The organism is Listeria grandensis FSL F6-0971, assembly GCF_000525835.1.
Lineage (GTDB): Bacteria > Bacillota > Bacilli > Lactobacillales > Listeriaceae > Listeria_A > Listeria_A grandensis.
Map to the genome: position 1 here is coordinate 569,632 of NZ_AODD01000002.1, position 23,436 is coordinate 593,067.

Annotated in this window: 20 protein-coding genes, 4 pseudogenes and 1 riboswitch; of the genes and pseudogenes, 4 read left to right on the forward strand and 20 right to left on the reverse strand. The window is 40.5% G+C overall.

Features of this window, described 5'->3' with window-relative positions:
• Positions 1-24 precede the first annotated feature (24 nt).
• From PGRAN_RS03360 to PGRAN_RS17580, 3 genes and pseudogenes are all read right to left on the reverse strand, one after another.
• Positions 25-3,199: pseudogene (locus PGRAN_RS03360) on the reverse strand (ATP-binding cassette domain-containing protein).
• A 66-nt stretch (positions 3,200-3,265) separates the two neighbouring features.
• On the reverse strand, positions 3,266-3,676 hold the full coding sequence (locus tag PGRAN_RS17575) for an SRPBCC family protein (protein WP_051998410.1): 411 nt from the start codon (positions 3,674-3,676) through the stop codon (positions 3,266-3,268).
• Between the two features lie 138 nt (positions 3,677-3,814).
• Positions 3,815-3,928 (reverse strand): annotated as a pseudogene (locus tag PGRAN_RS17580) (ArsR family transcriptional regulator); the annotation flags it as partial.
• A 397-nt stretch (positions 3,929-4,325) separates the two neighbouring features.
• On the opposite strand from PGRAN_RS17580, the gene PGRAN_RS03370 reads away from it, so the two are divergent.
• The gene (locus PGRAN_RS03370; RefSeq protein ID WP_036065036.1) at positions 4,326-4,808 is read left to right on the forward strand and encodes a DUF2975 domain-containing protein; all 483 of its coding nucleotides are present in this window, start codon (positions 4,326-4,328) and stop codon (positions 4,806-4,808) included.
• Between the two features lie 9 nt (positions 4,809-4,817).
• Positions 4,818-5,036, forward strand: a complete 219-nt coding sequence (locus PGRAN_RS03375) for a helix-turn-helix domain-containing protein (RefSeq protein WP_036065038.1) — start codon at positions 4,818-4,820, stop codon at positions 5,034-5,036.
• Between the two features lie 63 nt (positions 5,037-5,099).
• Here the strand turns inward: PGRAN_RS03375 and PGRAN_RS03380 are convergent, their stop codons facing one another.
• The 8 genes and pseudogenes from PGRAN_RS03380 to PGRAN_RS03410 all read right to left on the reverse strand — a co-directional run bounded on the left by PGRAN_RS03380 (position 5,100) and on the right by PGRAN_RS03410 (position 11,783).
• Complete coding sequence (locus PGRAN_RS03380) at positions 5,100-5,693, reverse strand: hypothetical protein (protein WP_149023966.1); 594 nt, start codon at positions 5,691-5,693, stop codon at positions 5,100-5,102.
• 21 nt (positions 5,694-5,714) lie between these two features.
• Positions 5,715-5,864 carry a hypothetical protein gene (locus tag PGRAN_RS16550; protein ID WP_159101107.1) on the reverse strand — a complete coding sequence of 50 codons (150 nt, stop codon included), beginning with the start codon at positions 5,862-5,864 and terminating at the stop codon, positions 5,715-5,717.
• Positions 5,855-6,184 carry an SRPBCC family protein gene (locus PGRAN_RS15500; protein ID WP_051998401.1) on the reverse strand — a complete coding sequence of 110 codons (330 nt, stop codon included), beginning with the start codon at positions 6,182-6,184 and terminating at the stop codon, positions 5,855-5,857. Before PGRAN_RS15500 ends, PGRAN_RS16550 begins: the two co-directional genes overlap by 10 nt.
• 71 nt (positions 6,185-6,255) lie before the next feature.
• Positions 6,256-7,508, reverse strand: a pseudogene (locus tag PGRAN_RS03390) (MFS transporter).
• A 19-nt stretch (positions 7,509-7,527) separates the two neighbouring features.
• Complete coding sequence (locus PGRAN_RS03395) at positions 7,528-8,796, reverse strand: alkaline phosphatase family protein (RefSeq protein ID WP_036065041.1); 1,269 nt, start codon at positions 8,794-8,796, stop codon at positions 7,528-7,530.
• 61 nt (positions 8,797-8,857) lie between these two features.
• Positions 8,858-9,898, reverse strand: a complete 1,041-nt coding sequence (locus PGRAN_RS03400; RefSeq protein WP_036065042.1) for an AI-2E family transporter — start codon at positions 9,896-9,898, stop codon at positions 8,858-8,860.
• Positions 9,899-10,024: 126 nt separating this feature from the next.
• Positions 10,025-10,921, reverse strand: coding sequence for a UDP-N-acetylmuramate dehydrogenase (gene murB / locus PGRAN_RS03405; protein ID WP_149023979.1), 897 nt, complete (start codon positions 10,919-10,921; stop codon positions 10,025-10,027).
• A gap of 22 nt (positions 10,922-10,943) precedes the next feature.
• The gene (locus tag PGRAN_RS03410) at positions 10,944-11,783 is read right to left on the reverse strand and encodes a hypothetical protein (RefSeq protein WP_036065046.1); all 840 of its coding nucleotides are present in this window, start codon (positions 11,781-11,783) and stop codon (positions 10,944-10,946) included.
• 196 nt (positions 11,784-11,979) lie between these two features.
• Here PGRAN_RS03410 and PGRAN_RS03415 point away from each other — a divergent pair, with 196 nt between their 5' ends.
• A complete protein-coding gene (locus PGRAN_RS03415) occupies positions 11,980-12,267 on the forward strand; it encodes a hypothetical protein (RefSeq protein ID WP_036065048.1) in 288 nt (95 codons plus the stop codon).
• A gap of 89 nt (positions 12,268-12,356) precedes the next feature.
• On the opposite strand, the gene PGRAN_RS03420 is transcribed toward PGRAN_RS03415, so the two are convergent.
• The 6 genes and pseudogenes from PGRAN_RS03420 to thiT form a co-directional block, all read right to left on the reverse strand.
• Positions 12,357-12,848, reverse strand: coding sequence for a kinase (locus tag PGRAN_RS03420; protein WP_036065050.1), 492 nt, complete (start codon positions 12,846-12,848; stop codon positions 12,357-12,359).
• 115 nt (positions 12,849-12,963) lie between these two features.
• Positions 12,964-13,635, reverse strand: coding sequence for an ABC transporter permease (locus PGRAN_RS03425; protein ID WP_036065052.1), 672 nt, complete (start codon positions 13,633-13,635; stop codon positions 12,964-12,966).
• A gap of 16 nt (positions 13,636-13,651) precedes the next feature.
• Positions 13,652-14,570, reverse strand: a pseudogene (locus tag PGRAN_RS03430) (osmoprotectant ABC transporter substrate-binding protein).
• A gap of 14 nt (positions 14,571-14,584) precedes the next feature.
• Positions 14,585-15,238 carry an ABC transporter permease gene (locus PGRAN_RS03435; protein ID WP_036065054.1) on the reverse strand — a complete coding sequence of 218 codons (654 nt, stop codon included), beginning with the start codon at positions 15,236-15,238 and terminating at the stop codon, positions 14,585-14,587.
• Between the two features lie 18 nt (positions 15,239-15,256).
• The gene (locus PGRAN_RS03440) at positions 15,257-16,441 is read right to left on the reverse strand and encodes a betaine/proline/choline family ABC transporter ATP-binding protein (protein ID WP_036065056.1); all 1,185 of its coding nucleotides are present in this window, start codon (positions 16,439-16,441) and stop codon (positions 15,257-15,259) included.
• Positions 16,442-17,031: 590 nt separating this feature from the next.
• A complete protein-coding gene (thiT, locus tag PGRAN_RS03445) occupies positions 17,032-17,592 on the reverse strand; it encodes an energy-coupled thiamine transporter ThiT (protein WP_036065058.1) in 561 nt (186 codons plus the stop codon).
• 79 nt (positions 17,593-17,671) lie between these two features.
• A riboswitch (TPP riboswitch) is annotated at positions 17,672-17,776 on the reverse strand.
• 301 nt (positions 17,777-18,077) lie between these two features.
• Between thiT and PGRAN_RS03450 the strand changes: the two genes are divergently transcribed.
• A complete protein-coding gene (locus PGRAN_RS03450) occupies positions 18,078-19,679 on the forward strand; it encodes an ABC-F family ATP-binding cassette domain-containing protein (RefSeq protein ID WP_036065060.1) in 1,602 nt (533 codons plus the stop codon).
• Positions 19,680-19,828: 149 nt separating this feature from the next.
• Here the strand turns inward: PGRAN_RS03450 and PGRAN_RS03455 are convergent, their stop codons facing one another.
• The 3 genes from PGRAN_RS03455 to dapA all read right to left on the reverse strand — a co-directional run bounded on the left by PGRAN_RS03455 (position 19,829) and on the right by dapA (position 23,432).
• Positions 19,829-20,479, reverse strand: coding sequence for a DUF4352 domain-containing protein (locus PGRAN_RS03455; RefSeq protein WP_036065062.1), 651 nt, complete (start codon positions 20,477-20,479; stop codon positions 19,829-19,831).
• A 381-nt stretch (positions 20,480-20,860) separates the two neighbouring features.
• Positions 20,861-22,531, reverse strand: coding sequence for a ribonuclease J (locus tag PGRAN_RS03460; protein ID WP_036065064.1), 1,671 nt, complete (start codon positions 22,529-22,531; stop codon positions 20,861-20,863).
• Positions 22,532-22,550: 19 nt separating this feature from the next.
• The gene (gene dapA / locus PGRAN_RS03465; RefSeq protein WP_036065066.1) at positions 22,551-23,432 is read right to left on the reverse strand and encodes a 4-hydroxy-tetrahydrodipicolinate synthase; all 882 of its coding nucleotides are present in this window, start codon (positions 23,430-23,432) and stop codon (positions 22,551-22,553) included.
• Positions 23,433-23,436 lie beyond the last annotated feature (4 nt).

The window sequence follows — 23,436 nt, forward strand, 5'->3', positions numbered from 1 at the left end:
CTAATATATCCCAAAAACGAGCCTTCATTTCGAGGAACTTTCCAGACACTCATAGACTGCCATCATTTCTTGTTTATTTAACTCGCGAATTCGTTTGAAAATCTCGATACCTGAGAGAGCTTCTGTACGCGCTTCTTTTGCTACGGCATCGCTCACTTTGCCTGTTAGCCATGTTTGGACATCGATACCTTCGATGACTTCTTTGCGTCCTTCGTCATTGACTCCACTCGCGTAGCAGCTGACACAAGGAATGGATAGTTTGTACACGCCATCATGTAGCCCATCTTCAGAAATCACTTTTTTTCCTTTACAGAATGGGCATGGATGACTTTTTTTGACTTTGTTTATTTGCGTTACGATTTTTTTATAACCGAATGCTTCGTAAACGTAAGTCAGTTTTTTATATTTTCCATTTGTGAAATATTTATCAATGATTGTTTCTCGTGTTTCATTGATATTGGCAAAATCGCAAATCGTTACTTGGTTTTTCTTGCTGATCGTTTCAATACTTCCTTGGATTAGCTCCCAGAAAGGTAAGGTGTTTTGCAGTACCATTTCGTAGCCGACAAAGCTTGCTTGTTCTAGTTCTACCATTTTTAGCGCGACTTGGGATTCTCTTGGAAGTAAATCGATATCTTGTGTCAATGTCATGTCACCGCCAACGATGGCCTTTATTTTTTCAAGTACTGGAAGGTTTCCTACAGTTTGTATCACTTGATCGACTGGTTGTTGGATGATGTCGCGGATGTCGATGCCGTTAAACATCAGTTTTTTGTGATGGCCAAGTACCGTTCCCTCGCAAATGGGGCATTCGACCATTTTTCTTGTTTCCTTCATCTGTTCTTTAATGATGGATTTCGAGACGAACATGTAGCGGTTGATTAGGCTAGCGAATCCTTCCCATATTTTCGTGGATTTAGTCGCTTTATCGTAAAATGATTTTTCCCAGTAGCCGTATAGAAATGTATGTTTTTCTGCTTCATTCATGTCATTGAAACTCTTGCTAATGTCTTGACCTAGCTCGTTTTTAAGCTCATCAAACAGGAATTGAAGTCTAGCATGTTGATAATATTTTAAAACTTCCATAACGTCTGGATATAGCATACCATCCCAGAATGGTACCGTTTTGTCTTGAATGACTACGTCGAAATCAAATTGTTCCGCTACTCGGCGGCCGGAACAATACGGACAATGGTTTCTAGGTGCATAAAAGTCAAAACTCCTGGTATCTTTATTCGTTGGGTGTGATGCTACGATCTGATTGATTAAACCACCTGTTTCGTAAAGGAAACTATATTGACTGTATAAATGCCGTTCTAGATCGATAGCAATGACGGGTGCAATTTTTTCGGAGTTGTATTCACCATAAATGACGCGTGCTATGGAAGAAAGGCTCTTCAAAATACCCCCTTTATAGACATTCTCGGCATTTTTGAAATAGGCGATAGGGTCTTTTTCTAGATAATGAATCCCCTCCTGATGCTTGAGACTTGATGTGATTGGTGACGGGTCTACTTTGTCATCGCCGTTTTTTTGGCGATAGTATTCTTCATGGCTGAGTACGTCTAATTTTTCCACAGGCTCTAGTTGTCTTTTACCAAAATCTACAATGAAATCGGAGCTATCTAGCATGTAAGCGTTATGCTCGATCATCACGATAGAAATGGATTCGTCTTTTAAAATGTCACGGATGCTATCGATAAACTGGTTTAAGATGTTTTGAGATAAACCTTTCGATGGCTCATCAAAAATGAATAAAGTATGCGGATTACGCGTGTTTGCAAATAGTTCTGAGACTAGATGAACACATTGAAATTCTCCGGTTGACAAGGTTTTTGTTTGTCTTTCGAGCGTTAAGTAGCCGAGCCCAAGTTTGATAAGTAGGCTGAGGCGTTTATGGGCGATATCTTGATTAGGTAGTTCATCAATAATATCTTCAATTGAACGTTGGAATATGTCGTCAATATCGTCACTGTATTTTGTGAGTTTCTTTTTAATATCCATAAAAGTTGCGACGGTTGACCTGCTCGTGATGGATTGATTACGGTTTTGTCCTACTAAAACAAGCTTATCTTTAGGATGGCGCTTCACGAAATCTTTGGCCATACATTCGTTGACGAGCGTTGATTTTCCGCAACCTGATTCACCCGTGAACGTGACTACCCGGTTTTGAGGAATCTCGATTTTATCCATTTGAATATTACGGCAGTGTAGATCTTTGAATTGGTAGTTTGCTGTTGGTGCCGCTAGATTTCGATCCCACTGGATTGGTTTTGGCCGTGGTGATTCTTCGACGATTTTCCCACCATACTTCCCGCTTCCAGGTCCAAAAAACACTTGCTCATTCGTGATATCAAGCACTGTATCAGAGTGATCGATCAGCCAAATTTGATTTTTAAAGCCTAATTGTTTGATTTGTTCTAAGATTTTGAGTAACGTGTGGTGGTCTAGCCCTACTGATATTTCATCAATGATGATAACCGTATTTTCACTTGTGGCCATAAACTCGGCTAAGTAAAGTCGCGTTAGTTCTCCCCCGGATAGCGTACCCATGATGCGGTTTAAGCTAAGGTAACCAATGTTCATGTTGATGATATTTTCAAGAATATGCTGCTTCGGCTCGCTAAGGCGGAGCTCTTCTTTGTAAGAAAGGATTTTTTCAATGCTCCATTCATTAATATCCGAAATGCTATACAGCTTACCCGATAACTCGATTTTATGCGTTTCTACTTCTTCATTAAATCGCTTTCCGCCGCATTTTTTACATTCTATATTTTTCGATGAACCGCGCCCTTTGCATGTTTTACACCAGCCCAGTTCGTTATTGAATGAAAAAACTTCTGGTGACATATCAAATTTTTTCTGCCATCCGCTCTCGAATTTCCGTAAATACAACGGTATGCGTGCCGATCGTCGAACGAGGATTGGACGAAATGGAAGATTTTCCGAGAAAAAGTACTAACGGCATGTTCTCCATTTGAATTGCGCTAAAGTTTGTTTCCATAACGTTAGGAAATAAATATTGATACTCCGCTTTTGGCAACAAAGAAACAAGGCGTTTCTTGGATTCTTCACCGATTGTCTGGCAAAATGTCGTTTTTCCTGATCCTGATAAGCCTGCAATTCCAAGCGATTTATCCGTCGGGAGTTCGGTATCTAGCTTGTTGATGTTGTTTGCTATTAATTGATTGATTTTCATAGTGTTGTCCCCTTTACATAAAGATAGAGCGCAATTCTTACGTACGGAATTGCACTCTATTTTTGTTTATGCTAAAACTTTTGCCAAGTTGCTACCCATTTCAGTCCAAGCGTATTTAGCGCCTTCGATAGCTCCTTCACGTGCTTTAGTTTCTTCACTAAATCCTGATTGATCTAAGCGTAAGTTCACTTTACCGTCATCTGTTTTTGCGACAGTCCAAACAACTGTTGTCGTTTCGCCTGCACTAGCCCATGTGTAAGAGATCGAATTCGGCTCATCGATCGTAAGTACTTCGCAATCTACAATGCCATCCCACCACTCAGAAGGCTCTGCACGGAATTGGAATTTGTGTCCCACTTCTGCTTTGAAATCGTTATTCCAGATCCATTTAGCAAGCATAGCAGAATCAGTTAAAGCATTCCATACCTGTTCAACGGAATTTGTGAATTGAAAATCTAAAGATACATCTGGTTTCATATTTATTTCCTCCAATAATTGATTTAGTTTGATCATTCTTTTTTTCCAAAAGTCTTCGTAAAAAGAAACCCAATCTTGAATTTCTTTCAGCGGAGCGGCGTGCAACCGATATCTTGTTTCTCGGCCAACCTTCCTAGTCACGACTAAATTTGCTTCTTTAAGGATTGTCAAATGCTTCGAAACTGCCGTGCGCCCCATTTGAAAATGTTCCGTTATTTCATATAATGGTAACTCTTCAACATCTGCCAACATTTCAAGTATTTTTCGCCTCGTCGGATCGGCAACAGCGTCATAAATATCTCTCACTTGACTATTTTTATTAACATTCACCCCCTCCTTTTTCGGTAGATTTCGTTCAAATAAAATAGGACACCTTTTATTGTCTTATTTATTATACGACACCAAACAGTGTCTTGTCAAGTTCTCGTGATACAAATGTAACGCTCTCAATAAGTCAGTGACTACAAAATCAATCTCTATGCCTATCATCGCAGTATCTTCTCTGCTTTTTTACTATTATACCATTTTTCTTTATGAAAGATATTAAAAATCTAAAGGTGAGCATTGAACAATCTATTTTTATTGTAAAACGATAATTTTTTTGTTAGAATCAATATAGCATGAAAAGTAAATAAATGAGGTGTTTTTTATGAAGCGAGGCTCAACAACATTTTTGAAGCTGGTTGTTCTTCTGATTGGAATAGTAATGCTAGCGCTATGTATCGTCGGATTACCTTGGATAGCCATCCATGCGAATGAAGATACGCCTGCACTTAATCGCGCTCTATATCCGATTTTGATCAGTATGTTTATTTCGGCGGTTCCATTTTTTATTGCGCTATATCAGGCGTGGAAAGTTTTAGCTTATATTGATAAAGGGCAAGCATTTTCGATGTTATCTGTCACAGCTTTGAAGCGGATTAAATATTGTGCGGCAATCATTAGTGGGCTGTACTTGCTTACTTCGCCACTCTTTTACTACTTAGCACAAAAAGATGATGCGCCAGGAATTCTGCTTATCGCGTTGATCATCATGTTTGCTTCTATCATTATCGCGACATTTGCTGCACTTCTTCAGAGACTTTTACAAGAAGCGATCGATATAAAATCAGAAAATGACTTGACGGTCTGAGGTGATAGTATGGCAATTATAATTAATATTGATGTAATGTTAGCTAAACGAAAAATGAGTGTCACGGAGCTATCCGAAAGAGTTGGGATAACGATGGCAAATCTTTCAATACTGAAAAATGGGAAGGCAAAAGCGGTGCGTTTATCTACGCTTGATGCGATTTGCGTGGCACTCGAATGCCAACCTGGCGATGTTTTAGAATATAGACCTGATAATACCGAAGCGTGATAAAAAGGCTCTGCATCCATAAATGCGGGGCCTTTTCTATCGTATATAATACATTTAAAAAATTTATTCTTTGTGATTATTGCGGCGTCCTAATTTTGCTTTTACAAGTGGGTATTTTTGCATCAATCGTAGTGAATAGACAGCACTGGAAATCCCGATTAATGTCCAATCCATCCATGCTGTTGCCCCTTCTTTTTGTGCGAAAGACAGGAAGAAGAACATGTCTTTTAACGCATCATGTACGAAGGCATCCACCATACTTTCATGTATATTGAGGTGGAGCAAGAATGCAAGTAGAAATTTCGCTAAAATAATGCCCACCCAACCTAGCAAATATCGCATGCCGCCCTTTACTAACACTTCTTTTTTGTAGACAGGTAATTCTTTTCCTGCCACCTGAGTAAAGCCGATCTGCGTTTTTGATTCCTTCACTTTAGCAGCACTTGCTTGAAACAAACCAATGGCAGCACCTAAAATGAAAACGAGCACCACGACAAAAATTGGCGTACCACTTTTCATATCTGGCAATGTTTGTGTAATTTGGTAAATCGCAAAAATAGGAATCGCAACATAGGTGATTCGGCGGATTTTTTCGTATTCAAATTGTTGATAAATAAAGTATCCTAATACTAAAATAATGATAATAATCGGCATCATTTTCTTCCTTTCATGCTGTGGTTAGCTCATCAGTGCTTGGTATTTATCAAATAATGCTAAAAATTCTTCTTCCGTGAATGAAACATTTTCATTTTCTAAAATACCGCGGATTTTCTGCAAACACATGTACCAACCAGCAATATCACGAGGTGTGTGCGTTGTCAGCTCCACGATATCTTCTGTGAATCGCAGTATCGTCCCTGTTCCTTGTTGTAAAAGCTCGAACCGAACCATGTTCTTATCCCAGGTGTATTGCAAGACAGATTTGGCTCATAGGCCGTAATGGTCATCTCTTCGTATTCCCCATTTCCGAAATCAAAAAGAATAAGACCATCCACACCAGATTCACCAATACTTAATTCCGGAAACCATTGGGCGAATCCCTTTGTGGTGGCGATAAGTTCCCATACTTTTGAAAGCTCGCTATTTAATTCCAGTTCGAATGTCATAACACCAGTATCTTCTGTTATTCTTTGATAATTTTCCTTCATTTTTTCATCTCCTAATTGGATTAGTGACTCTTACATGTTATATCTAGAACAAGCGGTCGCTTCAGTCTTTGTCAGAGCTGAGCGGGCCGTTTCACCTTTTCATTCTTTACAAATAACAATAACACACCGCCTATTAAAAATAAAACGACGAGCTTGCGACGCCGTATTGTGTGTGGCCTGTGACTTGGGCGATAACTCCCATCAGAGCTGGTCCCATAATTGCTGAAAATTTGCCAAAAATATTGTAGAAGCCATAAAATTCATTGGATCGCGATTTGGGTATGATTTTCCCATAGTAGGAACGACTAAGCGCCTGAATCCCACCTTGCGAAGTACCTACTAACATGGCTAAAATCCAGAAATCTGTCGCCGTCTTCATAAAAATAGCATAGACACAAATAATAATGTACACCGAAATCGCGACAAGAATCAGTGCCTTTCCACCAAATCGCTTGGCTAACTGCCCATAAATAATCGTGAATGGAAATGCAACAATTTGCGTGACGAGCAACACAATAATAAGTGTTGTGTCTGAAATGCCTAAATCAATACCGTAAGCAGATGCCATCCGGAAAATTGTATCGACACCGTCAATATAAAAAAAGTACGCGACTAGAAATAAAACAATATTCCGATACTGTTTTATATTTTTAAGTGTTGATCCAAGTCGGATAAAGCTACTCCTCACTGGTTTTTTGTCATGTGGAATATAATAAACTTGGTGCACATTTCGCCATAATGGAATCGTAAACACAGCCCACCAAACCGCGGTTAATAAGAAAGCGCCATTGAGCAACGTCGTCTGGCTAACCGGCAAAACCCCTGTTGCCTGGCAAATAATAAACGCCACAAACGGAATACAACTGCCTAAATAACCAAATGCATAACCATATGATGAAACTTTGTCCATGCGCTCGTTCGTCGTCACATCAACTAGAAATGCATCATAAAAGATATTCGCACCGGAAAAGCCAATAAGTGAGAGCATATAAAACAGCAATAGCAGCATCCATTGATCGTTTGGTACGAATACAAAAGCAACCGTAAAGGCGATACCCAACCATGTAAATAAACTAAAAAATCGTTTCTTAAAAAACTGATAATCCGCAATCGTTCCGAGTATTGGTGCTAACAATGAAATAAATAGTGTCCCTAGCGAGTTAGCATAACCCCAGTACGCCGTCGAAACATGATCAGCAATTCCCGCGTTACTCGCCACCCCTTTAAAATAAATCGGTAAAATCGCTGTCGTGATCATAATCGAGTAAACGGAATTACCCCAATCTTGGAAAACCCAACTCTTCTCTTGCTTTGTTAGTTTCATCTAGACGTATCTCCTTTTCCTATTCAAAAATGCCTTTGATTACGGAACCTGCAGTGTTGCGCAATTCCAAATCTAAAATAGTTGCAAATGTTGGCGCTTCATCGATAAGTCGTGCTTGTGGAACAACGGCACCCTTCTTTATCCCCTTACCGAATGCGATCATCGTAGTTGCATAATCTGGCTTTCGTGGGGAATAACCGTGCACGGCACGATAGAAATCAGGATTTCCAATGTCTTGTGCGGCGACTTCTTGAACGGTCATTCCAACACCTTCATCTTTGAAATAATAACCGGATTTTGCTTCAATCATCAACAAGCATGTGGGGTCTGCTCCGAAGGCTTCGGCTTCCTCTTGCGTATAGATTTTTTCAATCCCTTCTACACCCTCGATCGCTTTTCGAATCACTAGCGCTTGCTCTGTATTTTTTGCATAGATGTAGCAAGAACCATCACAACTTTTAGCGTAGACATCCCATTCTGTAATCTCACCATGCTGTATATTTAACCAGCCCTGCGTAGCGAACAATACGTTGAGTCGAATAACGGAATGGACATCGATCTGATAATGATCGCCTAGTACGATGAACGTTGTATCATCATATGTACCTGCTTGTTTCGTCGCCTCCATAATCCGTCCCATTCTAGCATCATGGCGAACAAGTGCATCTCTCGCCTCTTGTGACCTTACACCGTGCGCGTGCCGCATACTATCCATATCGACAAAATGCGCCAACGTTAAATTTGGCTTTTTTCGCAAAAGGGTATCTTCCACTGCAGCAATCAAAAAATCATCTAATTCCGGCTGTGCAATACCGCGTCGCAGTTTTCCAAACCGATGATTCATGTCCATCAAAAATGCTGTAGAACTGCCCCAGAGAGAGACCATCACTTGATTCAGCCAAAAGCGGTTCGGAAAAATTTCTGCAATATTATAATCGATCTGACTTCGCGCAGCCACTGGCCAAAGAAAAGCCGCTGTCGTAAGTCCAGCTTCTTTTGCCACATCATAAAGCGTCGGCACCTTAATTGCCTGACGATACCAAAACCAATCTGGTGATCCTTTTTCAGGCTGGATTTTCGTATTATTTATAATACCGTGTGTTTTCGGGTAATGCCCCGTTACGATCGTTGTGTGCGCTGGATAAGTTAGCGATGGATAGATTGTTTCCATGCGCTGCACATGCGCCCCATTTGACTTCAAGAAAGCAAGCGTTGGCAAATTAGCGAAATCAGTCACATCCGCCGCCCCCAACGCATCTAATGAAATAACTACTAAATAGCGACTCATACTCCGTTTCCTCCCATTAAAAAAACTGAGAAAATTGCTTAACAACCCTCTCAGCTTCGACTTACTTCTGCTCTGTTTTTTTGTCTGGATGAACCATTACTTCATCTTTGTTAATGACGCCCAACACGTCCAAGAAGAACATGAAGACTGGTATTCCTACGATCAGTCCCCAGATTCCGAAGAAATGTTCAGAGAAAATAAGGACGATAAATGTGTAGAAAACTGGTAAATCTGTTTTGGCGGACATTAGTTTTGGATTCAAGACATACGATTCCAATGCATGAATGATCACGACCAAAACAAGAATAATTAAGACATAGTTTACGCCGCCGATAGTGTAGGCAATAATCGTCAATGGAATCATCGAGATAATAACCCCAGCGACTGGGATTAGCCCGAGTAAAAATACCATAATAGCTAGCGAAAATAGTTGCGGAAAGCCCATAATCCATAGCGCGATTGTCGTTAAAACACCGTTGACAAGAGCGATCATGAATTGTGCCTCAATCACTTTCCCGAATGTTTCATTGAACTTAGAACCGAAGTATTTCACTTCATCATAAATGAAGGCAATTTTACTTTGACCAAATTTACTCGTAAACAAGATGAGTTGTTCTTTTCCAAGGGAGAAGAAGAGACTTAGAATCAGTGCGATAAAAATGTTCATCGCCACCACACCGATGTTTGCTAAATAAGCGAATAGGAATTGAATACCGTCGTTGGCATATTTCGTAATTTCGAACTCTTTGGCGAGCGACATGATATAATTAACCGTTTCGTTGTTTCCTGGTTTTGCGTAAAATTTATTGATCGACTGAATGAGTTGATCTAGTTGCTCAATTAACATCGGGATATATTTAACAATAAGCAACGTAATACCCAGTGCAATAAATGCATACAGGATAATGACGATAATTTTTCGATAAATAGAAATGCGTTTTAAAATAAAATTCTCCAACCTGTTGATTAGGAAAGAAAAAATGAATGTTAGCAAGATAATGTCTATCATGCTTCTAAGTAAGTACAGCACAAACGCGATTAAAATAAAGACGAGTACGCGCCTGAAGCTACGATTTTGAAATAGTTTTATAAAAGCATCCAAGTGAAATCCTCCTAGTATCTGTGACTCCTTCCATTGTAACAAAAAAAAACGCGCGTGTGCATGCCTAAACTTACAAAGAAAACAACTCTTTAAAAAGCACTAAACGCTTTCTAAAGAGTTGTTTCGTTACTTATCTTCACCAATAATCTTGACTTCAGTTTCTAGCATGATACCAGACGCTTCGAAAACCGTTTTTTGGACGTGTTCAATAAGCGTCATGTAGTCGGTTGCCGTGGCCTTGTCAATATTTACAATGAAACCGGCATGCTTCCTAGAGACCTGCGCCCCACCTATTTGATAACCTTGCAAACCAGCTTCTTGAATGAGCTTTCCTGCAAAATGACCTGGTGGACGTTTGAAAACACTGCCGCACGATGGATATTCAAGTGGTTGCTTGGATTCACGCGCTTCGGTCAATTCGTCCATTTTCAGACGGATGACTTGTTTATCACCGAGCGCTAGTTCAAACACCGCTTCCAGTACAATATAGTGTTTATCTGCGATGGAGCTTCTGCGATATCTGGCTTCTAATTGATCTTTTTGCAAGTGCTTTAGCTCACCAGTGCTAGTGAGGACAGTTGCTTCTGTAAGGACGTCTGAGATTTCGCCACCGTACGCACCTGCGTTCATATAAAGCGCTCCACCGACTGAACCAGGAATACCGCAAGCAAACTCAAGCCCGCTCAGCGAAGCATCCAAAGCAAAGCGTGACACATCGATAATTTTTGCACCACAACCGGCAATTATCTTTGCACCTTCTCGCTTGATTACGTTTAGTGCATCCAAATACATGACAATGCCTCGGATACCTCCGTCTTTAATAATTAAATTCGAGCCATTTCCAAGTACCGTGAGTGGAATTTGATTGGTATTCGCAAAAGTAATCGTCTTTGCAGCTAAATCATGACTCGTTGGCATCGCAAATATATCAGCCTGCCCACCTGTTTTTGTGAATGTATAAGTCGCTAAATCTTCCTTCTGCTTCACAATAAGTGCGGGAATCTCTTGTTTTAATTGTTCTATAATTTGAGTTGTATACATACGCCTAACCTTTCTTATTTCGAATTAAAGGAAGAATTTTGTCCATCGGTGGCTCGTAAACGCGACAATAAGCTTCATATAATTTGCCGTATTCTTTCACACGCGCGTGGATTTCCTGATGACGATTCAAATGCAAGCCATTTTCAAGCATCGGAATCAGTGAAATAATCTGATCGAAAATATGGCCTGCTTGGGCTTCACTCAGAGCAAAAGCCAACTTAGACAAGGTACGTCTTGGCTCTGGAGCTAGCATTTTGCCATGTAGTTGCGTCCATTTTAGCATTTTTTTACGCGTCTCACGTGTTTTTTCTAAATACAGACTCTGTCCATAAGCCGCAATAGCATAGGCAAGTGATAAATCTTCCGCATGATTCCAATCTTCCTCAAGGATTTCCTGTTGCGATTCAATCTTTTCATTAAGAAGCGTGATATCCTCCTGATAAATATCTAGTTTACGTTGCTGTTGTTTGTAAACTTCAAGCGCCAAATTCAGCTGATCAATCTCAGGTTGCATCTTCTCACCAAATAAGCCCTTCTCATTCAAAATTCGCTGCACACCTTCAATACGTTCTGCAGTGATGCTGTCGCGCTCTTTCACAATTTGGGCACGCTTTTTCAAGTAATCAAAGTAAAAACTATATTTCTGTACTTCGATAATGACTTTCTTCGCTGTTTCAAGATCTACGGTGAGCCCATTTGGATCCGCCACAATAACGCCTGCAATTTTTCCAAGCATGGAATAGACAATCACCTCGAAAAGCTGGCCGTCAACGCGAACTTTATATGGCAATGTATGATTACTCTCTAACATTTTTTTATATACTTTGGGATTCTTATTTACCATCCATATCACCTTCACTCAGCATTTCTGTTTCTATCTTCTATTATAAATGAAAATGGTGAAAATGTCAGGGGAAAGTTTTCACGAATCTCATTTAGTTTACATAATTATATTATCGTATATTTAAATGCAATAGTGGCGGCTTGCATAACTGCCCCCTTTTAGCTATACTTGCTCTTGTAAGGAGTTGGGACAGAACATGCCTAAAAATGAAAAATGGAAAGCGTTCGTCGATGTTAATATTTTATTTATCTTGTTTGGTTACATATGTTTATACGTGATGTACAACGGCAACTGGCCGGAAAGTTTGCTGTTTATCGTAGCGATTTTAATGGCAGCTTCAGGGTGTCTCGGGTTTTACTTAAGCATTAAGGGCATGCAGATGAAACGCAAGCCGATGTATCAAATTTTCCTGATGATGGCTTCTATTATTCCTGCTGTGATCGGCGCTATATATGTGATTGTTTATTTTATTACGCTGTTTTAGAATGACGTACTAAAAGCTATGCCTCTTCTTTATGGTTATGGCTTTTTTATGTTGTTCGGATATGTATCTTTATTACTTTGGAACGGATATCAAAGCTTGTCTAATATAAGCATTATAATCTCTTCTTCCGACTGCTTTTCGGTGAGTATGATTTCATTTTCCACGCCTAATTTGTCATTTATAAGCCACCAAGCTTTCAATTTCTCTATGCCAAATTCGTGTGCCTTATCTTTTGTTTGATGTCTTTTTACAGTTTCAGCAAATGGTAAGTCGAAATAATAGACATCCGCTTGGTTATCGAAAAATTGAATCAGATCCTGAAGCATGCCCTGATAAATTTCTCTACCAAGTATGCCCTCTACAATGACGTAAGGACATATATTTTTCCCGTAAGAGGCGATGTTTTGAATAAGATTGATGCTTAGATTTCCACGACGGTCTCTCACATGAAGCATGTCACGGCGCACGATATCTTGTGACACGAGCAATGTCCCATCACCGAGCGTTTCTTGTAATTTTTTCGCGATGGTTGTTTTGCCACTTCCTGAATTTCCACGGAGGATGATTAGTTTTGATTTCATTCGGAAGCCTCCCTCTATTCCCGAACCCATTTATATTTCCACTAATAAAATACATGATTTACGATGTAAAAACGAACTATCTAGCCCAAAATGACATGATAGTTCGTTTTTTAAGTTATAGTACTTCTACAAATTTTTTCTTTTTGTTTTTCACTGGATTAAGTTTTCGTTCCACCCAGCCAAGTAATACGTCCGCCATGACAGCCATGAGCGCTGTTGGAATTGCGCCTGCTAATATAATTGCGGTTCCGTTTGTGGCGTTCGTTCCACGTACGATGATGTCCCCAAGTCCACCAGCACCAACGAATGTTCCGATTGCTGCAACACCGATTGCGATAACAAGAGCATTTCTAATTCCCGCCATAATAACCGATAGCGCTAATGGAATTTCAATCATGCGCAGTACTTGCCATTTCGTCATTCCCATCGCTTTTCCTGATTCGAGTAACGCTCCATCGACATTTTGAATGCCGGTATACGTATTTTTTAGAATCGGTAAGATCGAATAGAGGAATAAAGAGAGAACTACTGTGTTTGTTCCAAGCCCCATCACAAGCATAAGCATTGCAAGTAAGGCTAAGGCTGGAATCGTTTGGATAACGTTTGCGGTTTGAATGACCCAGCCTGCTAATCTTTTCTTGCGTGCAATATAAATGCCTAGCGGAATCGCCACAATTGCCGCGAAAATAACGCCGTAAGCACTCATCAAGAAATGCCGCCAGAATGCTTCCATAACATATGTTGCGTTGGTTTGATAATAGTCAATGAGTTGTGAAAATGTATCCATTTTGTCGGGCACCTCCTTATTTGTCTTCAAAGTAATTATTGTTTTTTCAAGAAGTCTTCTGCAACGATAGACGGTTCTTTTAATTCCCCATCTGCTTGGTAGTTCAGCTTTTGCATTTCTTCCGTTGAAATCGTGCCTACCAATTTGTTTATCGTCGTTTTTAGTTCAGGATGTTCTTTTAGAATAGCATCTGTAGCCATCGGTGAAGCGTCATACGGTGGGAAAAAGTGCTTATCGTCTTCTAGTACGGCCAGGTTATATGTCGGAATACGGCCGTCTGTCGAGTAACCTAGCGCAACATCCATTTGATTATTTTTTAGGGCCGTATAGATCAAACCTATCTGCATCGGGAAAATTTTCTTGAATGTGATGTCATAGTCTTTGGAAAATGCTTTGTAACCGTCGCCGGCACGCTCCATCCATGAGTTATCGACACCTGCAACAAGTTGATCTTCCACGGCACGCATATCGCTAATCGTCTTCAAATTGTATTTCTTCGCGGTATCTTGACGTACCATGAAGGCATACGTATTCGCAAAACCATAAGAATCGAACCAATATTGGTCAAAACGCTCAGAAAAACCTTTTTGCACAGCTTTTAGTGCTTTTTCAGGGTCTTTTAAGGGCTCTTCGCCGAGTGGTCCAACTAAATCCGTCCCTGTATAGCGTGTCGCCGAAATATCAATATCACCGTTCACCATCGCTTGATGTTGCACAACGGAAGAACCGAGATTGTTTACCATCTCTACTTTTAAATCTGTATCATGTTCAATCATTTGTTTCACAATATTGCCGACTATTTGTGACTCTGTCGTGGACATTGTCCCAATTTTAATCGTGCCATCCGTGCTACCGCCAAGCCCTGGCAATGCACACGCCGATAAAAGAGATACGCCAAGCAGGATGACAGCGGCAAGTGTTATTTTTTTCTTCATTTTACTGTCCCTCCTTACATATTCTCTTTCGCAGCCCGGATTGCTTTTGGTGTGATTTTCACTTCTAATTTGCCTAGGAAAAATTCAACCAATAGCGCCAAAATCGTAACAGGAATCGCACCGCCGAGTATTAAATCTGGTCGATAGAGGTTCAGCCCATTAAAGATAAAGTCTCCGAGTCCTCCGGCGCCAATGTATGAGGCAAGTGTTGCCCAAGCGATGATGTATACGGCAGATAAGCGAATTCCAGCCATGATGACCGAAATGGAATTCGGGAGCTCGATGTTTTTGACCAATTGCCAAGACGTCATTCCCATACCGCGTCCCGACTCAATTAGATTTTTGTCGACACCGCGCACCCCGATAAACGTATTTCGCATAATCGGTAGTACGGAGTAAATAAATAGAGCTACAATCGCCGGTATTTTACCAACGCCTAGAATTGGAATAATAAAAGCCAAGATTGCAAGTGACGGCACTGTTTGCAGTACACTAACAATCCCAATCACAAAATTTGCGATTTTTGGCGAGCGTGTCAAAAGAATTCCCACAGGCACAGCCACAACGATCCCTAAAATTACCGCCGAAAGCGAAATATAGAGATGTTCCCACGTTTTTACTAGCAGGTCATGGCCGTTGTCTTGAAAAAATTGCGTAATCGCGTCCATTAAAAATAACCCCCTATTTTATTCGTGCACTTCTTCTTTTTCGAGTTCTTTTGTGGCTTCGGCTTGCTCTGCGGCAACCTCTTCTAAATCACCCCAAATAGAGTCATAAACAATATCAACAAGGCTGGCACGCGTGACAATCCCAACCAGGCGATTCTTCTCGTCCACAACCGGCACATATTTAAAGCCACGTTTTAAAATCCGTTGCATCGTGTCGCGCAACAACGCATCTTTGCGCACATAGAATACATTCTTATCCAAAATATCAACAACTGATGTCGCAGTTCGGCGATTATGCTCGATCGCTTCCACATCGATGATCCCTTTCAACACATTCTGATCATCTGTCACAAGTAGCGTATCCACCCGACGTTCCTTCATCAATTGAATCGCCGCTTGCAGTGATTTATCCGCCGTAATCGAAACAGGTGTATTATTCATGATTTGCTCCACATTCGTCACATTTGGACGCGCCTCAATTAAGCGGTCTTTCCCAATAAAGTCCTCAACGAATTTATCGGCAGGATTGCGTAAAATTTCGTCTGGTGTATCAAATTGGACAACCTCGCCACCTCGCATAATCACGATCCGATCCGCAAGCTTGATAGCCTCATCCATGTCATGCGTTACAAAAATAATCGTCTTCCCAAGTTCCCGTTGTAAATTCTTGAATTCCTCTTGCAAAGAGTCACGCGTAATTGGATCAAGCGCACCAAACGGTTCATCCATCAAAATCAAATTCTGTTCCGCAGCTAGTGCACGAAGCACACCAATCCGCTGTTGTTGTCCACCACTTAGTTCATATGGATAGCGATCCAAGTACTCCTCTGGCAAATCCACGAGCTTAATTAGTTCCAGTGCCCGCTCATTCTTCTTTTCTTCTGACCATTTCAAAAGCTTCGGAACAAGCACGATATTTTCACGAATCGTCATATGCGGCATCAACCCAATTTGTTGAATAACATACCCAATCGAACGGCGCAATTTCACCGGATCTTCCTTCATAATATCTTTGTCGTTAATAAAAATTTGGCCACTGCTTGGCTCAATTAAGCGGTTAATCATTTTCATCGTTGTTGTCTTCCCGCAACCACTTGGCCCGATAAAACAAATAAATTCGCCACGATCAATATCCAAGTTCAGATCATTGACCGCCGTTTTACCGCCCTTGTAAATTTTTGAAACATGCTCAAATCTTAGCAATCTAGACACCTCCGAGTTATTTTAGAGTACAGAGCATCCTGCATTATTTTCAGGTCTGCCCATCACTCACCCTAGCTTTGAATCAAATACCCCTTTGACCCACGACGTATGTATTCCCACCTTTATTCATAATAAAACACAATAAAACACAAAAATAAGATGGAAAAACTTATCAGTAAAAAGAAATAAAAGTTGGGAAATTGGTGCTTCTCAACTTTTAACTGGTTGTATGATTGAAAACGCAGTTATAGATGAGTAGGAAATCAAACAGTCGATTCTATTCCAACAACACAGCCCTTTCTTAATAAGCATTATAACGTAACTAAAATTAAAAAGCGAACCAATCCACCTTATATATGCCTATTTAAGCAAAAAAAAGCTCCACCAAATGCACTACTCATAGGCACTTAGGGAACTTTTGAAATTTCTTCATTTATTTATTTGACTAGCCACTGTTTTAGGCTGAAAGACAATTGTATCTATAAATTTTTTCTAATAAACTCGGTCTTTAAGGGTTAATCTTGTACGCATTTTTCGCAAAATAATGTAGCCAAGGATTGCCGTATAAAGCCATTTTTTTAAATACATGATTATTTAGGCAAAAATAGTTTTGGCGTTGTCTTCATCAATATGGTTACAACAATTCCTGCCACAACAACGGTCGCGATACAACTAGCCCCATTCATCACAATCGAGAAAATTTGTGCGGACCAGCCTTTAAAAGCATAAGCGCCCCAGAATAGCACGCCAGCAAGATAATGCCAGAAATACCTCGCAACACCACCAATAATCATCGTTCCCCATGCCCAGCCAATCGCCTTACCAAGCTGTCCCTCTTTTAAATACCCACGCACTTGTAGCGCAAAAACACCTGCAAACGCGATGAATAGGAAAGCAACAATATACTCGATAAAACCTTGTAGCGGACTCAAAATATAGGCTTTTCCAGTTACAAAATGAAGCAACCCCCACAGTAAACCTGAAAAACCAGCAGCCCAAAAGCCGCGTCTAATTGCAACGATATACATTGGAATCATGCCAAGCGAAATCGAAAAAGAACTTCCAACATCGAGCGGAATAAAACTGAGCACCATTGCCAATGCTGCAAAAATAGCACATTCTAACAACGTCAATAATCGCGTATTACGCATAAAAAATACCCCTCTCTTTTTTTGGTAAAAAACGTACCGCAGAAGAAAGGAGTCATATCATCTAACTATGTATCAGATACCACTTCATTCGCCACAATCCCTACGCTCGTATTAACGAACAGGTTCAAAGGGTCAGATCTAAAAAAAAGATCAATCTCAGCTAAAAGCCCCCCCTGTGGTAACGTCTTATTCATGAATAGATTATACTCTAGGTAAATTGGCCACAAACGCTCGCATTTCACTAGTTTTGCGGTCTATCGTTCAAAGAATACTTTCTAATCATGGACATCCAAATAAACGAGCCTAAATTTGTAGTCTAGGCGACTTATTTGTTTATCTGATTTTTATTATAACAGCATTTTTTAGAAAGTCCAGTTCCCTGCTCTTTCCATACATGCTCATTCGTGATAGAATAGGAGTAATTGCGTTTTTAGCATTCAATATGAAAATTTCAGCTGAATACGCGCGAATTTGGGAGGACGAAAATGTTAACTGTAAATAATGTATCTTTACGTTTTGGCGATAAAAAATTATTTGAAGATGTTTCAATTAAATTCACACCGGGGAACTGCTACGGCTTAATCGGTGCGAATGGTGCTGGTAAATCTACGTTCCTAAAAGTACTATCTGGTGAGCTCGATTCACAGAGCGGAAATGTCCATATTCCAGCTGGCGAACGCCTAACTGTTTTGAAACAAGATCATTTCCAATATGATGAGGAAGTTGTTCTAAAAACCGTTATTCGTGGCCACGATCAGTTGTTCAAAATCATGGAAGAGAAAGATGCCATTTACTCTAAAGAAGATTTCAGTGATGCGGACGGTATTCGTGCTGCGGAACTTGAGGGTGAATTCGCAGAGCTCGACGGTTGGGACGCTGAACCAGAAGCTGCTGTTTTACTTAGCGGCCTTGGTATTACGACAGATCTACACGATAAATTAATGAAAGACCTTACAGGTGGCGACAAAGTGAAAGTTTTGCTAGCACAAGCGCTGTTTGGTAAACCTGATATCTTGCTTCTCGATGAGCCTACCAACCATCTGGACATCAAAGCGATTCACTGGTTAGAAGAGTTCTTGATCAACTTTGAAAATACAGTTATCGTTGTTTCCCATGATCGTCACTTCCTGAATAAAGTATGTACGCATATTGCCGATCTTGATTTCAGCAAAATTAAGCTATACGTCGGTAACTATGATTTCTGGTATGAGTCTAGTCAATTGGCACAAACAATGATGGGCGATCGCAATAAGAAGAAAGAAGAGAAAATCAAGGAATTAGAAGCCTTTATCGCACGTTTCTCGGCCAACGCTTCGAAATCAAAACAAGCGACCAGCCGTAAAAAAATGCTCGATAAAATCACGCTTGAGGATATCCAACCTTCTAGCCGTCGTTATCCATTCGTACAGTTCAACCCTGACCGCGAAGTTGGGAACGATCTACTCACGGTTACAAACCTATCAAAAACTATTGATGGCGTGAAAGTTCTGGATAACGTGAGCTTCATTATCAATCGTAATGACAAAGTTGCCCTTGTTGGTGACGATGAAGTTGCAAAAACGGTATTCTTCCAAATCCTTGCTGGCGAAATGGAACCAGATGAAGGTGAATATAAATGGGGCGTAACAACAACACAAAGCTACTTCCCGAAAGATAACTCGGAATTCTTCGAGGAAAACGATTTGAACCTTGTAGAATGGTTGCGTCAATATTCCCCACAAGACGATAGTGAAGCATTCTTACGCGGTTTCTTAGGCCGCATGCTTTTCAGTGGCGACGAAGTATTGAAGAAAGTTCGCGTGCTTTCCGGTGGTGAGAAAGTTCGTTGTATGCTATCGAAAAACATGCTTTCCGGTGCGAACGTACTGTTGATGGACGAACCTACCAATCACTTAGACCTAGAATCCATTACGGCTTTAAATAACGGTATGATTCAGTTCAAAGGCGCGATGATTTTCGCATCACACGATCACCAATTCCTACAAAGTGTGGCGACTCGCATTATCAACCTTTCGAAAGAGCAATTCTATAATAAAGAAGTTACGTATGATGAATATCTTGCAGAAGCATTGCATGTAACAGAATAAATAATTGAAGCCGTGGAACAGTCCCGATGAATGGGTATTCCACGGCTTTTTATGTCTTTCTGCTCATATGCTATACATAATCTGCTCCCTTCTTCTATCAAACAAAAAGCACTTTCCATTCGATGTACCGAATAAGAAAGCGCTATTTGTCATTTCTTTAAATCAAGCCGTCCTGTGTCACTCTTGATTAACTTATCTTTATTATACGTCGACCATGAAAATTGGAACCATTTGATATCCGTTACTTTATCGAGTTTATCGAGCGGGAACACGATGGTACCCTTGATCGTTGCTCCAGGTTTCATTTTACCATCGACAAGGTCCGATAAAATAATGTCTGCTGCTAGTTGTTGTCCATTTTCCGTGACTAATTCGCCTTGTAGTGGATAAGATAACAGTTCGTTTTTTGTATTATTTTTGATCTCAATTGCGATTTTCAGCGTGCCAGGCATGTCTTTATCTTCCATCGTGGAGTGGACCACTTTTTTCTCGACGGTAACGGTAGAAATTTTCTTATCCATTCCGTCTGCGTTATTATGCCAATTCACGTTATACGTCTCTTTTCCTTCTGATACCGTTTTTCCTGTTTTGCTATCAGTGGAATAGCTTGCGACACGTTCTTGCAACTTGTTATAGTTGTGAAATGAGACAAATACACCGATGATGGAAGCGATAATTAGAATACTAGCGCTACTTACGATATAAATACCGATTTTTCGTTTGGATTGGGCGAATAGCATGATAATACCTACGATAAATCCTAGGAAAGCTATACCCATTAGTGTGAACCAGATAGCCATATTTCAAACTCCTTTTGTTGTGGATCTTCAACAGCTTAGTGTGCTGATTTAAATCCTCAATATGCGTAGGAACGAAATGAAGTATGTAATCCTTCCGCGTTTAATCCACGAAAAATCACAAAGTAAAACTTACAATTCCTAGCTATTTGATTTTAAATGTTACTATGTTTTATGATAACACATGTTTGGGTTCTAAGGAAGTGGAAAAATTAACGCAAAAAACATCACTAGATCCGCCTTGTTGAAAGGAAGCTTAGTGATGTTTTTTGTTGTGGCATTACTTTTCGATTTAGAAGCTCGATATGCATAAAAATACAGCCTTCGTATCCAGAACTTCACGCTCTTTTCCACAAATTTTGCGGCGGCTAGTTCAACATTTCTTTATACTTCCATTATTATCGGTAGTATCATTGGTCTGCGTTTTGTTTGTTCAAACAGGTACCTGTTCAGTTGGTCGCGGACGTCTTGTTTTAGTTTAGCCCACTCGAATTCTTTTTCTTGTAGGTTTTTCTCTACAATCTTCGTCACTACTTCGGATGACTTCTCAATTAGATGCTCGGATTCGCGGACGTAGACAAAACCGCGGGAAATGATTTCTGGTCCGGATATGATCGCCTTTGTTTTGCGGTTTAGCGTGATAACAACGATGAAGATACCATCTTCGGATAGCAATTTGCGATCGCGCAATACGATGTTTCCTACGTCGCCAACGCCTAGACCATCAATTAAGGTATTACCCGCAAACACACGATTACCAGCACTCATACGGCCATTTTTATATTCGATTACTTCGCCTTTTCCAGCTACAAATACGTTGGATTTCGGCATACCAACTTGATAAGCGAGCTTGGCATGGGCAATCAACATCCGGTATTCACCGTGAACTGGGATGAAGTATTTTGGTTTCATCAGGTTTAACATTAATTTTAAATCGTCTTGACTACCATGACCAGACACGAACAGATCACGATTCATCGTTAGGACTGTCGCATCAGCTTTGTACAACATGTCAATCGTTTTCGCCAAAATTGTTTCGGACGATGGTGATGGTGTCGATGTAATATAGATCGTATCGCCTTTTTGAACGTTTACTTTTGGATGTTTGCCCTGTGTCATCAGTTGTAGTGATTGGATTGGTTCTCCAAGATTCCCTGTTTCGATAATCACTAGCTGGTCATCGTTCAATTTCTTCGCTTCTTTTAGCGGGATAACGAGGTCCTCGGTTTGTAATTGAATTTTGTTTAATTTCACGGAGATATCAAATACGCGCTCCAATTCTTTACCAACGATAGCTACTTTACGATTTGTGGCAGAAGAAGCGTCAAGAACTTGTTGTAAGCGAACGAGATTGGACGCCACGCAGGCAACAATAACGCGGCCTGGGGAGGAGCGAAACGCGTGACGGATTTCTTCATCGATTAAACTATCGCTCGATGTTGTCCCTGGATGTTCTGCCTCAGAACTATCGGAAAGCAAGGCAAGAACGCCTTTTTCGCCGATTTCAGCAATGTGGCCAAGGCTCGTTTCATACCCTACTTTTGCAGATTGGTCGAATTTAAAATCACCGGTGTAAACGATCGCGCCTTCGCTTGTATTGATTACAATCCCCACGGAATCAGGAATAGAATGCGTTGTACGGAAAAATTCTACATCCACATTCGGGAATGATAGGCCGGTTGCTTCATCGATGACATGGAAATCATTAAAACGTACTTTTTTATGCTCCTTGAGTGCCGCTTTTGCAAGGGCGATTGTGAGTTCAGTTCCATAAACTGGGGCTTTAAGTTTGGCAAGGACGTATGGCAAAGCTCCGATTGCGTCTTCATGACCGTGCGTTAGAAAAATAGCCTCGATCCGTTCTTTATTGTCTTCTAAGTATTTAATATCGGGAATAACAACGTCAATGCCCAGCAATTCATCTTCTGGGAACTTTAGACCAGCATCCATAATATAAATAGACTCATCTACCTCTACTACGTATAAATTCTTTCCACTTTCGTCTACTCCGCCAAGTGGGATAATCTTGATTTGTTTTGCTTTTTTAACTGTCAAAGGTTATTCCTCCTTCCTCTTATTTTAAATAATTTTTGTATGCTGCTTCGATTGTTGCTTCTTCTTCTTTTGTTAGCGGCGCGAGTGGCAAACGTAGATGCCCAACATCAACGCCGAGTTTGTTTAACATATGCTTCACAGGAGCTGGGTTTGGTGCGATGAATAACGTATTCATAAGTGGTACAAGTTTACCATGAATTTCTGCCGCTTGCTTCGTATCACCTTCGTCAAAAGCCTGCAGCATCGTTTGCATTTCTGCTCCAATCACGTGACTCGCAACAGAGATTACACCATTTCCACCAAGCGCATAAATCGGCAAAGTAAAACTGTCATCTCCACTATAAACCGCGAAATCATCACTCGTTTCAGCAATAATTTTCGTGATATTATCAAAATTACCACTGGATTCTTTGACCCCAACGATGTTATCTATTTTGGAAAGTTCAATGATCGTCTCTGGTTCAATATTCACAACCGAACGACTCGGAATGTTATAAATGACAATTGGTAACGTGATCGCCTCTGCAATCGCCGCAAAATGAGCATAAAGCCCAGCTTGATTTGGTTTGTTGTAATATGGCGCTACGATTAAAACAGCGTCGATTCCACCGATTTCTTCTATTTCTTTCGTGAAGCTAATCGTTTCAGCAGTATTATTCGACCCAGTTCCCGCAATGATTTTCACGCGGCCTTGGTTGGTTTCCACGACTTGTTTAAAGAGTTTGATTTTCTCTTCATGCGAAATGGTTGGTGACTCTCCGGTGGTTCCCGCCACAACAAGGCCATCCGAGCCGTTTTCAATGAGGTAATTGACTAGGCGATGAATCCTTTTTTTACAAACTTTATCTTTCTCGGGATTATATGGCGTTACCATTGCTGTAACTACTTTTCCAAAATCCATAGTG